Genomic DNA, 14,439 nt, shown 5'->3' with positions numbered 1-14,439 from the left:
ACCAGCGCGCTCCGGGGCGTCCGGTGACCGCCGAGACGACCGGAGTGCGCTTCGACTGCGACGGGCCGGTCGCGACGGTGACGTTGTGCCGGCCCGACGTACTGAACGCCCAGACCCCGGCGATGTGGCGCGCGATGAGCGACTTCTCCCGCGACCTGCCCGGAGACGTGCGCGTCGTCGTCGTACGCGCGCAGGGGCGCGCCTTCTCCGCGGGCCTGGACCTGGCGGTCGCCGGCGCGACCGGGCCGGGCTCCTTCGCCGAGCTGGCCGCGCTGCCGGAGGCGGAGTGCGCCGACCGGATCGCCGCGTACCAGGACGGTTTCACCTGGCTGCACCGGCCGGACGTGGTGTCGATCGCCGCGGTGCAGGGCCACGCCATCGGCGCCGGCTTCCAGCTCGCGCTGGCCTGCGACATGCGGGTGCTCGCCGCCGACGCAAAGCTCTCGATGGCCGAGGTGACCCTCGGCCTGGTTCCCGACCTGGCCGGCACGCGCCGCCTGGTCGAGCTGGTCGGCTACTCCCGGGCGCTGGAGATCTGCGCCACCGGCCGGCGGATGGACGCCAGCGAGGCGGACCGGATCGGCCTGGCCACGCTCGTGGTGCCAAACGACGAGCTGGACGGGGCCGTGCGTGATCTGTCCGCCGGGCTCCTCGCGAACAACCGGGACGCGATCATCGAGATAAAGGCGCTGCTCGCGGGCGCGGCCGGGCGCTCGCACGCCGAGCAGCAGCGTGCCGAGCGGGAGGCGCAGACCCGGCGGATCCGGGACCTGGCCGGGCGGGGCGAATAGCCGGTACGGCGATTTCGTAAGGACCGTTCGGGAAGATCTGGGTTACTCGCGAGGTTGTCACAGGCGTCGGGAGAATGGACTCCGACGGTTGATGCTGCCCCGACGACCCGGAGGTGACGAGTGTCCCACCCGATGGCCGGCGGCGGCATGGGCGGCTGGAGCATGCTCCGGTCGCTGCGTAACCGCGACGAGGTCTCCGCCCACGAGCTCAAGCGCGGCACCGCCCGGCGGATCGTCGCGTTCGCCCGGCCCTACCGGCGCGACATCGTCGTCTTCCTGCTCACCGTGATCGTCGCCGCGGTGATCGGCGTGGCCACGCCGCTGCTCGCCGGCGACGTCATCGACGCGATCGCCGGGGCCGGCCCCGACGCCCGCTCGACAGTGGTCCGGCTGGCCCTGATCATCGCCGCGCTCGCCGTGGCCGACGCGCTGTTCTCCCTGGTCCAGCGGTGGTATTCGGCCCGCATCGGCGAGGGCATCATCCTCGACCTGCGCACCCGGGTGTACGACCACGTCCAGCGGATGCCGTTGCAGTTCTTCACCCGCACCCAGACCGGCGCCCTGGTCAGCCGGCTCAACAACGACGTGCTCGGCGCCCAGCGGGCGTTCACCTCGACGCTGTCCGGCGTGGTCAGCAACGTCATCCAGCTCGTGCTCACCGCCGGGGCGATGCTCGTGCTGTCCTGGCAGATCACCGTGCTGGCGCTGGTGCTGCTGCCGATCTTCATCATCCCGGCCCGCCGGGTCGGCCGGCGACTGGCCGAGATCACCCGCGAGTCGTACGACCTCGACGCCAAGATGAACGCGACGATGACCGAGCGGTTCGGCGTCGCGGGCGCGCTGCTGGTCAAGCTGTTCGGCGCGCCGGACGTGGAGGCCGACCGGTTCGCGCGCCGGGCCGAGCGGGTGCGCGACATCGGCATCCAGTCCGCGATGTACTCGCGGACGTTCTTCGTCGCGATGCTGCTCGTCGCGTCGCTGGCCCAGGCGCTGACGTACGGCGTCGGCGGCTGGCTGGCGGTCACCGGGGCGGTCAGCGCCGGCACCGTCGTCAAGCTGGCGCTGCTGCTGACCCGTCTCTACGGCCCGCTGACGGCGCTGTCGAACGTCCGGGTCGACGTGATGAGCGCCCTCGTCTCCTTCGACCGGGTGTTCGAGGTGCTCGACCTGCGCCCGGCCATCGCCGAGAAGCCCGGCGCGGTGCCGGTGCCGCGCGGCAACGGCCGGGTCGAGTTCCGCGACGTCCGCTTCCGCTACCCGAGCGCCGCCGAGGTGTCGCTCGCCTCCCTGGAGGAGGTCTCCACCCTCGACCGGACGGTCAACGAGCCGGTGCTCAGGGGCGTCTCGTTCGCCGTCGAGCCGGGGCAGATGGTGGCCCTGGTCGGCCCCTCCGGTGCGGGCAAGTCGACGCTGTCCATGCTGATCTCCCGGATCTACGACGTCAGCGACGGCCAGGTGCTGGTCGGCGGCGTCGACGTCCGGGACGCGACGCTCGCCTCGCTGCGCGACGAGATCGGCGTGGTCACCCAGGACTCGCACCTGTTCCACGAGACGATCCGGGAGAACCTGCGCTACGCCAAGCCCGACGCCACCGACGACGACATCTGGGCGGCGCTGGCCGGCGCGCAGGTCGCCGACCTGGTCCGGGCGCTGCCGGACGGGCTCGACACCACTGTCGGCGAGCGGGGCTACCGCTTCTCCGGCGGCGAGAAGCAGCGCATCGCCATCGCCCGGCTGCTGCTCAAGGCCCCGTCGATCGTGATCCTCGACGAGGCCACCGCGCACCTGGACTCGGAGAGCGAGGCGGCGGTGCAGCGGGCGTTGTCGGTGGCGCTGACCGGGCGTACCGCGCTGGTCATCGCGCACCGGCTCTCCACCGTCCGCGACGCCGACCAGATCCTCGTGCTCGACGAGGGCCGGATCGTGGAGCGCGGCCGGCACGACGAGCTGGTGGCCGTCGGCGGCCTGTACGCCGAGCTGTACCGCACCCAGTTCGCGGTCGCCGACTCGCCGGCACCCCACGCCGGGGCCGAGCAGCCGGAGCCGGTGGTGACCACGGTCCCGCTGGGCACCTACGTCGCCCACGAGGCCATGCCCCCGGCCACTGCCAACTAGCGGACCGGCGAGGGCGGCGTCTAGCCCGCGACGACCGCGGTGCGCAGCTCGGCGAACGCGGCGCCGAGCGTCTCCGGGGTGAAGTGGGCGTTCAGGCCGCTCGGGTTGGGCAGCACCCAGAGCCGGGCCGACCCGAGCGTCTCCGGCTGCGGCCCGAAACCGGCCTTCGGCCGGGCGAACCCGATCCGGTACGCGGTCACCCCGACCACCGCCACCCAGCGCGGCCGGTAGCGCTCGACCTTGGTGGTGAGCGTGGCCGCGCCGTCGACCAGCTCGCCGGCGGTGAGTTCGTCGGCGCGGGCGCTGGCCCGGGCCACCATGTTGGTGATGCCGAGGCCCAGCGCCGGAAGCGTGTCCTGTTCGCTGGGGTGCAGCAGGCGCGGCGTGAAACCGCCCCGGTGCAGGGCGGGCCAGAACCGGTTGCCCGGGCGGGCGAAGTGCCAGCCGGTGGCCGCCGACCACAGGCCCGGGTTGATGCCGACGAACAGCACGTCCAGTCCGGGCGCGATCACGTCGGGCAGCAGCCGGTCGGCCGCCGCGGCGAGCTGCTCCCGGCTGGGCCGGGGGTGGCGGCGGGCGGGCGTACCCGGTCCGGGCGCGGCCTCGGGCCGCCCACCGCCCGGCCGCCGTCGATCGCTCACCGGCCCACCGTCTCGCGTGACCGGTCCGCCGCGGGCGCGGCCACCCGCACCCGGCTCACCGGAGCCGCCGCCGCACCCACCGTCACAGCCCGCGCAGCGCGCCGCCGTCGACCGGAACGGTGATCCCGGTGACGTATCCGGCGGCGGGGGAGAGCAGGAAGGCGGCCACCTTGCCGAACTCCACCGGGTCGCCGATGCGCCCGAGCGGGATCGCCGCCTCGGCCTGCGCGCGGGCCCGCTCGGGGTCGCCGGAGCCGGCCAGCAGCTCCCGGTTGCGGTCGGTCATGATCCGTCCCGGCAGCAGGCTGACCACGCGTACGCCGCGCGCGCCGAACTCGTCGGCCATGTCCTTGGCCACGCCGGCGAGGCCCGGCCGCAGACCGTTGGAGATGCCGAGGCCGGGCAGCGGTCCGCGTACCGAGGTGGACAGCACCAGCCCGATCGCGCCGCCGTCGGTGAGCGCGCCGGCCACCGTGCGGGCGAGCCGGACGCTGCCCAGGAAGACCGTCTCGAACGACTCGCGCCACTGCTCGTCGGTGACGGTGGCGGCGGTGCCGGGCGGTGGGCCGCCGACGGAGATCAGCGCGCCGTCGAGGCGGCCGAAGTGTTCGCGGGCGGCGGCGACGAGACGCTCCGGCGTGGCGGGGTCGGTGAGGTCGGCGGTCAGGCCGATCGCCCGCTGCGGGTCACCGAGCGCCTCGATCGCGGCGGCCACCCGTTCCGGGGTACGCGCGGAGACGACCACCCGGGCACCGTCGGCGACGAGTTGTTCGGCGGTGGCGAAGCCGAGGCCGCCGGAGGCGCCGGTGAGCACGTACACCCGGTCGGCGAGTCCGAGATCCATGCACCGATCCTGCCGTACCTCCGGGTGGCTGTCAGCGTGGGGCGGGCCGAAGCAGGCGTACCCGGCCGGCGACCTGAACCGCGACGGCGCCGCCGGCCCGGGCGAGGGCCGGCAGCCGGCGTGGCCGGGGCGGGCGGCGTCCGTCGTAGCGGCTCGCGGCCTCGCGTTCGGCCAGCTCCTCCGCGCCCAGTGGCGGCAGCGCGTCCCGGTCGCGCAGGTCGCGGGCGAGGTCCCAGCCGTCACGCAGCGAACCGTTCGTGGGGCGGCCGTCGGCCCACGTGGTGAACGCGGCCGGCCAGGCCGGCCCGAGGCCGGCGGCGAGCAGCGGCCAGTGCCGGGCCACGTCGCCGGCCCGTTTGCGCAGCAGCGCCCGGCGGGCCGCCTCGACCGGCGCCGGGGCGAAGCCGGGCGGTAGCGGTCCACCGGCGACGAGCGCGGCGACCAGTTCGGCCTGCCGGGCCGCCAGGTCGCCGCTCACGTGACCACCGGGTGGCCGGAGGCGGCGGCCAGCGCGTCCAGCTCGCCGCGCAGCTCGGCGGCGGGCGGGTAGTGCCCGTCGCGTTCCAGCAGCAGCGCGGGCGGCCGGCGTCTGGCGCACAGCTCGCGGACCAGGTCCAGCACGGCTGCGGGCACCGGGTCGGTGTGCGTGTCGTGGTAGAAGCCGCCGTGCTCGGCGCCGCCCGCGACGTGCACGTAGGCGATGCGCTCCAGCGGCAGCCGGTCCAGCAGCGCGGCCGGGTCGCCGCCCCGGTTGCGGGCGTTGGCGTGCACGTTCGCCACGTCGAGCAGCAGCAGCGCCTCGGTGGCGTCGAGGATCTCAGTGAGGAAGTCCGCCTCGTCCAGCTCGTCGTCGGGCCAGTCGAACAGCGCCGCGATCGGCTCCAGGGCCAGCGGCACCGGCAGCTCCGCCTGCGTCCGCCGTACGTTCGCCACCACCGCTGCCACTGCCTCGCGGCTACGCGGCAACGGCAGCAGGTGACCGGCCTCCAGGCCGCCGGCCCGCACGAACGCGATGTGCTCGCTCACCAGCGGCGCGTCCAGGGCCGCGGCCACCCCGGCCAGGTGCGTCACCCGGGCCGGGTCGACCGGTTGCGCGCCGCCGAGCGACAGCCGCACCCCGTGGGGTACGACGTCGACGCCGCGTCCGCGCAGCTCGGCGAGCCCGCCCGGGAGCGGTCCGGCCGGGGCGACCGCCTCCGCGACCACCTCGACGAAGCGCAGTCCCGGCAGCCCGGCGACGAAGCCGGCGATCTCGGGACGCCAGCCGATGCCGACGCCGGACGGACCGGTCATCCGCCGCACCCGCCTCCGCCGCAGCCACCGCCCCCGCCGCAGGAGCTGCCGCCGCCGCACGAGGAGGTGCCACCGGCGGTGGAGCCCCCTCCGCACGAGGTGCCGGTGCTCGCGCCGCCCGTGTTGCCCAGCGCCTGCCGCTGGATCTCGGCCTGCTCCGCGAAGCCCGGATCCATCGTCCAGAGCGTGGCGGTGCCGAACAGCGCCACGCCCAGGGCCACCTCCGTCGGGCCGTACGTGGTGTACGCGGGCCCGGAGGCCGGCCGCAGCCAGGCGTGCCGGCGGCGCATGTCGTTCAGCGCGGCGGTGGCCGCCCCGGTACGCCACGGCACGCGGTTGAGCAGCACGAACGCGAGGCCGAGCGGGAACAGGCTGAGCAGCAGCCAGCCGGTGGGCCGGTCGTTCAGCAGCCCGGAGATCGCGCGCACGATGCCGATGGCCAGCAGGGCTCCGACCAGCAGCGCGCCACGCCGCAGCGTCCGGCGCCGCTCCTGGTCCAGTGCCAGGCCCCGGCGTACCAGGTCGTCGCGCAGCTCGTCGACCGCCCGCCGGACCCACTCGTCGGCGGCCAACTCCCGGGTGTGCAGGCCCCGGCTCGCCGCGTGGTGCACCGCCTGGTCCAGCGGGGTGGCCCCGGCCGGCAGCGGACCGCCGGTGGTGAGCCGCCGGTCCGGCCGTACGCCGACCGCGCCCGCGTGGCGCAGCCCGCCGAGCGCGGCCCAGACGGCGAGCTGGTCGCCGCCGTTGAGGAAGGCGACCTGCTGCGGCGCCAGTCCGCCGTGGACGGCCACCGGCGTGCCCTCCAGCATGCGGCGCCGGTAGATGATCGCGCCGACGACCAGGACGACGGCGAGCAGGAGATACCAGCGCAGGAATACGGGGCCGGGGATGCCCCAGGTATCGGAGGGGGTCATCGTCTGCTCCTGTCGCGAGGAGGTGTCGCGGCTCATTGTGGAGCAGGCGCGCCAGAGTCGATCTCCTGGAGGGGCGTAGTTACCGGACCGAGACCGGTGCCGGTTCAGTGCCGGCGGACGGCCTCCTCGACCAGGTCGAGCACCCGGGCCAGGTCGCCGGCCGGCCGGCCCATCGCCAGGTGCAGCACCAGCCCGTCGTAGGCCAGCTCCAGGAACTGGGCGAGGACGTCGATCGGCACGTCGTCGCGGAGCACGCCCGCTTCGCGCTGGCGCAGCAGGCGCTCCCGGGTGGCCGCGGCGATGGCCTCGGACCGCTCCGCCCAGCGCTTGGCGAAGGCGGGGTCGGTGCGCAGCCGGCGGGAGACCTCCAGCTGGCTGCCGAGCCAGCCGGTGGTGTCCGGCGAGACAGCCCGGGCCAGCAGGTCGCGCATCACCTGCACGAGACCGTTGCGGGCGACCGTCTCCACCATGGCGGCGGCATCGTCCTCGGCCACGGCGAGGAAGAGGGAGTCCTTGTCCCGGAAGTGGTGGAAGATCGCGCCACGGGACAGGCCGGTGGCCTCCTCCAGCCGCCGCACGGTGGCGCCCTCGTAGCCGTGCCGGGCGAAACACGCCCGTGCCGCCGCGAGGATCTCCTGCCGGCGCGCGTCGAGCTGGTCCTGACTTACTCTGGGCACGAACGGATCGTCGCAGGTGGAACGGGCCGATGCAAACCGTACGTACGGCTTGAGAGGCGATCCCGGAAGATCATCCGTCCGTCGCCGGGTGGTTAGGATCGGCGCGTGACAGCCCCTCCCGCGCGCCCGCTCACCGTCGCCGCCGTCCAGGCCCAGCCCGTCCCCGGCGACGTCGCCGGCAACGCCGGTGCCGCCGCCCGCCTCGTCGCCCGGGCCGAGGGCGCCCGCGTCGTGGTGCTGCCCGAACTGTTCCTGCCGGCGTACCACCCGCCGACGCTCGGCGCCGACCCGGACGGCACGGACGTGGCAGCCGACGCCGACGGCCGGGTGACCGACGTCCGGCTGGACCCGCTGCGCTCCGCCGCCGCCGACGCGGGCGCGGCAGTGGTGATCGGCGCCGCCGTCCGCCACCCCGACCTGCGGCGCACCATCTCCTCGCTCGTGGTGGACCCGGCCGGCACGGTCATCGCCGCGTACGACAAGCAGCAGCTCTGGAGCGGCGAGCGGGAACTGTTCGACGCCGGCCGCCGGGGCGCCACGATCGATGTCGACACGTGGCGGCTGGGTCTGGGCGTCTGCTACGACGGCTGCTTCCCGGAGCACGCGCGGGCCGCCGCCGGCGACGGCGCGCACGGTTACCTCTGCCCGAGTGGCTACCTGAGCGGCTCGGCGCACCGGCGCGACCTCTACTACGCCGCCCGGGCGCTGGACAACACGATGTACGTGGTGTTCGCCAACGCGGTCGGCGGCGCCGATCCGTGGCGGTTCAACGGCGGCGCTGCGGTGTACGACCCGGAGGGCCGGCCGCTGGCCCGGGGCGCCGACACCGGCGAGGACGTGCTGGTGGCCACGCTAAACCCGGACGCGCTGGCCGCCACCCGCGCGGCGCACACGATGCTGCGGGACCGCCCGCTCGACGCCGGGGCGGCGCGCGCCGTCCTCGTCGCCTGATCGCCGTGGCGGGGCCCTCGCCCCTGTCGGTGCTCCGGCCCTTCCCGTAGGGTGCCCAGGTGCCGTTGCTCCTGCTCGATCTGGACAACACCCTGCTGGACCGCGACGGGCCGTTCCGCGCCTGGGGAGAACGCTTCCTGGACGGCATCGGCGCGCCCCCGGCCGACCTCGACTGGTTGGTGTCCGTGGACGCTGACGGGCTGACCAACAGGTGGGACCTGGCGGACGCGATCCGCGACCGGTACGCGCTGCGCATCCCCTCGATCGACCTGGTCGACGAGCTGCACGACGGCGTGGTGGCCCACACGCGGCTGGACCCGCTGGTGGCATGCGCGCTGCGGATCGCGGCCGACGCCGGCTGGGTGCCGGTGGTGGTCACCAACGGCGCGTCCCGTCAACAGGACGCCAAGATCCGCAAGACCGGCCTGGACCGGTACGTCGCCGACTGGGTGATCTCCGAGGAGGCGGGCGTCAGCAAGCCCAACCCGAGGATCTTCGCGCTCGCCGCCCAGCGGGCCCGGATGCCGCTGCGCGGCGCGTGGGTGGTCGGTGACAGCCCGGAGGCGGACATCGGCGGCGCGACAGCTGTGGGCCTGCCCAGCGTCTGGCTGCACCGGGGACGCCGCTGGTCCGACCCGAGGTTCGCGCCCACCCGGATCGAGGACGGGCTGATCGCGGCCGTCGCGGCAGTGCTGGCCGGCTGACCGCTGCCGGCGGCGCGCGGGGCGGCGGCGCGGAAAAATCCGTTGACCTGCCCGGGGCGACGCACGAGCATGGTGCCGCGCGAGTGCGCAGCCGGGGTGTGCCCGGTCGAGGAGAGGAGGTCGGTCATGGCCGTTTTCGCAGGGTCGTCCCACCTGCCTCCACCAGCCTCGATCGAAGGACAGATCCACCCGTGCGCGATCACGACCTCCCGGCGCCGCAGCGCCGTGGCCGCGGCAAGAGCCGCTTCGACGACGACGAACCCGACTTCCTGAAGCGAGGGCGGCGCACCCCGCCGGCCCTCACCGACCCGGACGCCGAGCCCGAGGCGGAGGACCGGTGGTCCTCCTGGGATCAGGCCGTCCACGGCCCCGAGCCGCATCCGGACTGGCTGGTCACCGAACTGGCCGCCCGGGACACCGAGCTCGGGGTGCTCAAGACCGGCAAGGAGGCGGACGTCCACCTGGTCCGCCGCGCCGTGCCGGGCACCGACCGCGCCTGCCTGCTGGCGGTCAAGCGGTACCGCGACGCCCAGCACCGGCTCTTCCACCGGGACGCCGGTTACCTGGAGGGCCGCCGGGTACGCCGGTCCCGCGAGATGCGGGCGATGACCGGCCGCACCGCGTTCGGCCGGCAGATGATCGCCGGGCAGTGGGCGGCGGCCGAGTTCGCCGCGCTGTCCCAGCTCTGGGAGATCGGGGCCGCCTCCGGGCGGATCGCGGTGCCCTACCCGGTGCAGCTGCTCGGCACCGAGCTGATGCTGGAGTTCGTCGGCGACGCCGAGGCGGGGGAGGCCGCACCGCGGCTCGCCCAGACCCGGCCCGACGACGACGTGTTGCGCGACCTGTGGGACCAGCTCGTGGAGGCGTTGACGGTGCTCGCCCGGGCCGGGTACGCACACGGCGACCTGTCCCCGTACAACCTGCTGGTGCACGCGGGCCGGCTGGTGATGATCGACCTGCCGCAGGTGGTCGACGTGGTGGCGAACCCGCAGGGGGCCGACTTCCTGGCCCGCGACGTGCGGGTGGTGGCCGCCTGGTTCACCGCCCGCGGAATGCCCGCGACGGTGACCGACCCGGCGGCGCTGACCGAAGCGCTGCTGCGGGAGGCGGGCATCCGCTGACCGACGTGCGTCCCGGGCGGGAGACCGCCCGGGACGCCGGTCCGGTCCGGGTCACTGGAGGTAGCGCTCGACCTCCGGCACCGGGCGCTCGCCCTGGGCGTCCGGGTCGCCGTGCGCCTGACGGGCCGCCCGGCGGCGGCGCAGCAAATCCCAGCACTGGTCCAGGGACTCCTCCAGCGCGCGCAGCCGCTCCCGCGCCTCGTCGTCGGTGCCGGCCTCGTGCTGCTGCGCGTCGGCACGCAGGCGGTGCTCCTCGTCGACGAGTTCCGAGATCCGGCTGAGGATGGTCTTGTCGTCCATGCCCGAAGCTTGGCACAGCGGACGGGTCCGCGCCCGCGTTCTGCCGCCGTCCGCGCAGAGGTGAGCATTGCTCGCTCTCCGCAGCGGCCACTGTGTACGCGAGTGACGCACATCCCACGGGCTCCATTCTCGACAAAGAGATAGTTGTTACGTGAAATATCCTCCGACCTGCCTTTTGATCTGCCGCTCAGGATGGCATGCTCGCGGGCAACGTCACGGGTCGATACGGAGCCGCGACCCTGAGTCAACCGAGGGAGCGTTCAGGTGCCCGAACCAACGGACACACCGAGGCCCGCCGGCCGACCCCGGACCGTGCCGCTGCGGAAGATCCTGCCCGCGGTGCTCCGCGACCCCGCCCGGGCCCTCATCGACATCGGTAACCGTACCGAAGGCGAACTGGTCCGGCTCAACCTCGGCTCGTTCCGGCCGTACCTGGTCACCCACCCCCGCCACGTGCAGCACGTCCTGCGGGACCGGGCGGACAACTACGAGCGGGCCGGTGACGGGCTGTTCTGGCGCCCGGTCAAGCGGCTGTTCGGCGAGGGGATCCTCGGCGAGGGGCAGATCTGGTCGGCCAGCCGGCGGATGCTCCAGCCGATGTTCACCGCCAAGCGGGTCGAGGCGCTGGTCGACGGCATGGCCGACGCGATCCGCGACGCCGTCGGCGAACTGGACGAGCCGGCCCGCGCCGGGCAGCCGGTCGACATCGGCGTGGAGCAGGCGCGCATCGTCAGCCGGGCGATCATGAAGGTGCTCTTCGCCGACCGGATCTCGGTACCGGACGCGATGCGCGTGATCGAGGCGCAGGACCGGATCGCCACCGCCGTCATCCCCCGGATCATCGTGCCGTTCGCGCCGCTGTCCCTGCCGATGCCCGGCGACCGCACGTTCGCCCGCGCCGTCCGCATCGTCGACGACGTGCTGGTGCCGATCGTCCGCGAGACGCGGGAGTCCGCCGACCAGGGCGACGACGTCATCTCGACGCTCTGGCAGGCCCGCACCGACGACGGGCGGCAGCTCGACGAGCGGCAGGTCCGCAACGACACCGTGGCGATGTTCGCCGCCACCACGGAGACCACCATCAACGTGCTCACCTGGGCCTGGCCCCACCTGGACCAGCACCCCGAGGTGGCCGGGCGGCTCTACGCCGAGATCGACGAGGTGGTCGGCGGCGAGCCGGTACGACGCGAGCACCTGAGCCGGCTCACGTACACCCGGATGGTGCTGGACGAACTGCTGCGGCTCTACCCGATCGGGTGGATCATCCCGCGCCGCGCGGTCGCCGGGGACGTCATCGACGGCGTGCCGATCGAGCCCGGCGCGACGATGGCGGTCAGCCCGTTGATCACCCAGCGGATGCGGCAGTTCTGGGACCGCCCGGACGAGTTCGACCCGGAGCGGTTCCGCCCCGAGCGGGTCCGGGCCCGGCACCGGTACGCCCACTTCCCGTTCGGCGGCGGCCCGCACCAGTGCCTGGGCATGTACCTGTTCTACCTGGAGGCCCAGCTCATCCTCGCCACCATGCTCAGCCGCTACCGGTTCCGGCTGCACCGCCCCGGCGTACCCGGACTGCGGCTGGCCGCCGCGCTGCGGCCGCGCGAACGGGTCGAGCTGACGCTCGTCGCCGCAGAGCGGGCGGGGCGGGCATGACCGACGGGCCCACCCCCGATCCGCTCGCCGTCGCGGCGGAGCAGGGCCGGGTCTGCGCGCTCGCCGCGCAGGGCCAGCGCGGCCTGCGCAAGGCCGCCGCCGCGCACCCCGAGCTGTTCCCCGGCGACCCGTTCGACGCGACGCTGTTCAGCAGCATCGCGCAGGCGATGGCGTTCAGCGCCCCCTGGCACAACGCCGCCGAACTCGGGGTGACCAACCGCGCGGTGCTCTGGGGATTCGCCGTGGACTGGCTGGTCGACCACCAGGCCACCAGCCGGGCCGAGGTCGACCGGGTCACCGGCGTCTGCCTGGACGTTCTCGACGGCAGCGAGTCCGGCGACCCGCTGGGCCGGTTCCTCGCCGAGCTGCGCGACGACGTCGCCGCCGCGCCCGCCTACCCGGCACTGCGCGGGCAGTGGCGGGACACGATGGCACGCACGCTCGACGCGATGGCCCGCGAGTGGGACTGGCGGCACACCGGCCGCCCCACGCTCGCCGACTACCTCGCGAACGCCGACAACCTCGCCGCCACAGTGGTCAACGTGGCGCACTGGATCCACACCGGATCGGTGTCCGACGCCGCCACGCTGGCCCGGCTGATCGAGGTCAGCGACGAGGTCCAGCGGGCCCTGCGCCTGGTCAACGACCTCGGCACCCACCGTCGCGACGCCGAGTCCGGCGACCTCAACGCGCTGCTGCTGGTGGACGACCCGGCCGAGGTCGAGCGGCGCTTCGCCGAGCAGGTCGACCACTGCCGCGTCCTGCTGGCGAAGCTGGCCGGCGAGGTGCCGCGGGAGGCCGGCTTCCTGTCCCGGCAGCTCGGCTTCACCACCGGCTTCTACCGGAACACCGACTTCTGGGGCGTGCGGTGACGCTCACCGCCCGACCGGTGCCCGCCACCCGGTCCGGGACCGCGCACGACCTGATCACCGACCTCGGCGGCGGGCCGGAGGGGCAGACGTCACCGTCGGTCTACGAGACCGGACGGCTGGTCGCGCTCGCGCCCTGGCTCGACGGCCACGACCGGCGCGTGACCTGGCTGCTGGACCGGCAGCGCCCGGACGGCGGCTGGGGCGGCCCCGGCGGGTACGCGCTGGTGCCGACGCTGAGCGCGGTCGAGGCGCTGCTGGCCGTGCTGCACCACGACGGTCCGGCCGCCGCGCCGGCCGCCGCCGCGCACCGGGGACTGGCACATCTGGCCGGCGCGCTGCGCGACGGCGCCCCGCCGGACCTGCCCGCCACCGATCTGATCGTGCCGGCGCTGCTGACCGCTGTGGACCGGCACCTCGACGGTCCGGCCGGGCCGCCACCCGGGCTGGCCGAGTGGGCCGGCCGGGCCCGTCTGCCGCTGCCGGCCGGTCTCGATCCGGCCCGGCTGACCCGGGTACGCGGGCTGCTGGCCACCGGAAGACCGGTGCCGGAGAAGCTGGCGCACGCGCTGGAGGTGGCGGGCGAGCTGGCGTACCGCGCGCCCGGCGTACGTCCCTCGGCCAGCGGTGCCGTCGGCGCCTCACCCGCCGCCACCGCGGCCTGGCTGGGCAAGCCGGAGCCCGGTCCCGCGCTGGACTACCTGAACGCCGTCGCCCGGCCCGGTCCGGTGCCCTGCGCGAGCCCGATCACCGTGTTCGAACGGGCCTGGGTGCTCGGCATCCTGGTCCGGGCCGGCGTGCCGGTCGGCGCGCCCGAACCGGTGCTGACCGAGCTGCGCGCCGCGGTCGGACCGTCCGGCGCGGCCACCGCGCCCGGTTTGCCCGCCGACGCCGACACCACCGCCGTCACGCTCTACGCGCTGGCCCGGCTGGGTCGCGCGCCGGGCGTTCAGCCGCTGGCCGGGTTCGACACCGGACGGCACTTCTGCACCTGGCCGGGAGAGGACGGCGCGTCGCTGACCACAAACGCGCACGTGCTCGACGCGCTCGGCGAGCAACCGAGCGCGCCCGGCCTCATCGGCGCCCGGCGCCGGGTCACCGAGTGGCTGCTGGACCGGCAGGAGCCGGACGGGCGGTGGGAGGACCGCTGGCACGCCTCGCCGTACTACGCCACCTACGCGGTGCTGCTGGCCCTCGCCGACCACGCGCCGGACGGCGCGGCGCGTGCCGCTGTCGAGCGGGGGGTGGCCTGGCTGCTGGACACGCAGCGCCCGGACGGCTCCTGGGGACGGTGGGACGGCACCGCCGAGGAGACCGCGTACGCGGTGCTCGCCCTGGCCGACGCGGGCCGGCCCGGCGACCCCCGGATCACATCGGCGCTGGCGCGGGGGCGCCGTCGACTGTCCGAGCTGGACGGATGCGACGGCGAACCGGCACTATGGCACGACAAGGACCTCTACCGCCCGACGCGGATCGTGCGCGCCGCGGTGCTGGCGGCCTCCGGCCGCGCCGGGGCGGCCCGGACGGGGGCCGCACCTACCATGATCAGGATCGCTTGAATGAGGTTCA

Annotated in this window: 15 protein-coding genes; 8 read left to right on the top strand and 7 right to left on the bottom strand. The window is 74.8% G+C overall.

From position 1 onward, the window contains the following. Positions 1-23 precede the first annotated feature (23 nt). Together KSK32_RS01885 and KSK32_RS01880 are read left to right on the top strand one after the other, a co-directional pair. Positions 24-791, top strand: a complete 768-nt coding sequence (locus tag KSK32_RS01885; RefSeq protein ID WP_216928141.1) for an enoyl-CoA hydratase/isomerase family protein — start codon at positions 24-26, stop codon at positions 789-791. 132 nt (positions 792-923) lie between these two features. Then, complete coding sequence (locus tag KSK32_RS01880; protein WP_216935702.1) at positions 924-2,906, top strand: ABC transporter ATP-binding protein; 1,983 nt, start codon at positions 924-926, stop codon at positions 2,904-2,906. Between the two features lie 20 nt (positions 2,907-2,926). Here KSK32_RS01880 and mug read toward each other — a convergent pair whose 3' ends face one another. The 6 genes from mug to KSK32_RS01850 form a co-directional block, all read right to left on the bottom strand. Beyond that, the gene (mug, locus tag KSK32_RS01875) at positions 2,927-3,547 is read right to left on the bottom strand and encodes a G/U mismatch-specific DNA glycosylase (RefSeq protein ID WP_216928140.1); all 621 of its coding nucleotides are present in this window, start codon (positions 3,545-3,547) and stop codon (positions 2,927-2,929) included. An 82-nt stretch (positions 3,548-3,629) separates the two neighbouring features. After that, positions 3,630-4,391 carry an SDR family oxidoreductase gene (locus tag KSK32_RS01870; protein WP_216928139.1) on the bottom strand — a complete coding sequence of 254 codons (762 nt, stop codon included), beginning with the start codon at positions 4,389-4,391 and terminating at the stop codon, positions 3,630-3,632. Between the two features lie 31 nt (positions 4,392-4,422). Next, positions 4,423-4,869, bottom strand: a complete 447-nt coding sequence (locus KSK32_RS01865) for a hypothetical protein (protein ID WP_216928138.1) — start codon at positions 4,867-4,869, stop codon at positions 4,423-4,425. Next, positions 4,866-5,684, bottom strand: coding sequence for a DUF692 domain-containing protein (locus KSK32_RS01860; RefSeq protein ID WP_216928137.1), 819 nt, complete (start codon positions 5,682-5,684; stop codon positions 4,866-4,868). Before KSK32_RS01860 ends, KSK32_RS01865 begins: the two co-directional genes overlap by 4 nt. Beyond that, positions 5,681-6,598 carry a TIGR04222 domain-containing membrane protein gene (locus KSK32_RS01855; protein WP_216928136.1) on the bottom strand — a complete coding sequence of 306 codons (918 nt, stop codon included), beginning with the start codon at positions 6,596-6,598 and terminating at the stop codon, positions 5,681-5,683. Before KSK32_RS01855 ends, KSK32_RS01860 begins: the two co-directional genes overlap by 4 nt. A 104-nt stretch (positions 6,599-6,702) precedes the next feature. Further along, positions 6,703-7,275: a TetR/AcrR family transcriptional regulator gene (locus KSK32_RS01850; protein ID WP_194803152.1), complete on the bottom strand. Its 573-nt coding sequence runs from the start codon at positions 7,273-7,275 to the stop codon at positions 6,703-6,705. Positions 7,276-7,380: 105 nt separating this feature from the next. On the opposite strand from KSK32_RS01850, the gene KSK32_RS01845 reads away from it, so the two are divergent. The 3 genes from KSK32_RS01845 to KSK32_RS01835 all read left to right on the top strand — a co-directional run bounded on the left by KSK32_RS01845 (position 7,381) and on the right by KSK32_RS01835 (position 10,051). Further along, on the top strand, positions 7,381-8,226 hold the full coding sequence (locus KSK32_RS01845; RefSeq protein WP_216928135.1) for a carbon-nitrogen hydrolase family protein: 846 nt from the start codon (positions 7,381-7,383) through the stop codon (positions 8,224-8,226). Positions 8,227-8,285: 59 nt separating this feature from the next. After that, positions 8,286-8,930, top strand: a complete 645-nt coding sequence (locus KSK32_RS01840) for an HAD family hydrolase (RefSeq protein ID WP_216928134.1) — start codon at positions 8,286-8,288, stop codon at positions 8,928-8,930. A gap of 191 nt (positions 8,931-9,121) precedes the next feature. Then, positions 9,122-10,051: a serine protein kinase RIO gene (locus tag KSK32_RS01835; RefSeq protein WP_216928133.1), complete on the top strand. Its 930-nt coding sequence runs from the start codon at positions 9,122-9,124 to the stop codon at positions 10,049-10,051. 51 nt (positions 10,052-10,102) lie between these two features. Here KSK32_RS01835 and KSK32_RS01830 read toward each other — a convergent pair whose 3' ends face one another. Beyond that, entirely contained in the window at positions 10,103-10,351 is a 249-nt protein-coding gene (locus KSK32_RS01830; RefSeq protein WP_013287422.1) for a DUF2630 family protein, read from the bottom strand. A gap of 312 nt (positions 10,352-10,663) precedes the next feature. Here KSK32_RS01830 and KSK32_RS01825 point away from each other — a divergent pair, with 312 nt between their 5' ends. Genes KSK32_RS01825 through KSK32_RS01815 form a run of 3 tightly spaced genes read left to right on the top strand, consistent with a single transcriptional unit; the run spans position 10,664 to position 14,429 of the window. Continuing rightward, positions 10,664-12,001: a cytochrome P450 gene (locus KSK32_RS01825; RefSeq protein ID WP_216935700.1), complete on the top strand. Its 1,338-nt coding sequence runs from the start codon at positions 10,664-10,666 to the stop codon at positions 11,999-12,001. Further along, positions 11,998-12,873 (top strand): terpene synthase family protein, encoded by an 876-nt coding sequence (locus KSK32_RS01820; protein ID WP_216928132.1) that lies wholly within the window; start codon positions 11,998-12,000, stop codon positions 12,871-12,873. The genes KSK32_RS01825 and KSK32_RS01820 overlap by 4 nt, the downstream gene beginning before the upstream one ends. Then, positions 12,870-14,429 carry a prenyltransferase/squalene oxidase repeat-containing protein gene (locus KSK32_RS01815; protein ID WP_216928131.1) on the top strand — a complete coding sequence of 520 codons (1,560 nt, stop codon included), beginning with the start codon at positions 12,870-12,872 and terminating at the stop codon, positions 14,427-14,429. The genes KSK32_RS01820 and KSK32_RS01815 overlap by 4 nt, the downstream gene beginning before the upstream one ends. The last annotated feature ends 10 nt before the right edge of the window (positions 14,430-14,439 follow it).

The sequence above is a fragment of the Micromonospora sp. WMMB482 genome, from assembly GCF_019038635.1.
Lineage (GTDB): Bacteria > Actinomycetota > Actinomycetes > Mycobacteriales > Micromonosporaceae > Micromonospora > Micromonospora marina.
Note: the sequence above shows the minus strand (reverse complement) of the source record. Positions and strands in the feature narration are given on the sequence as shown.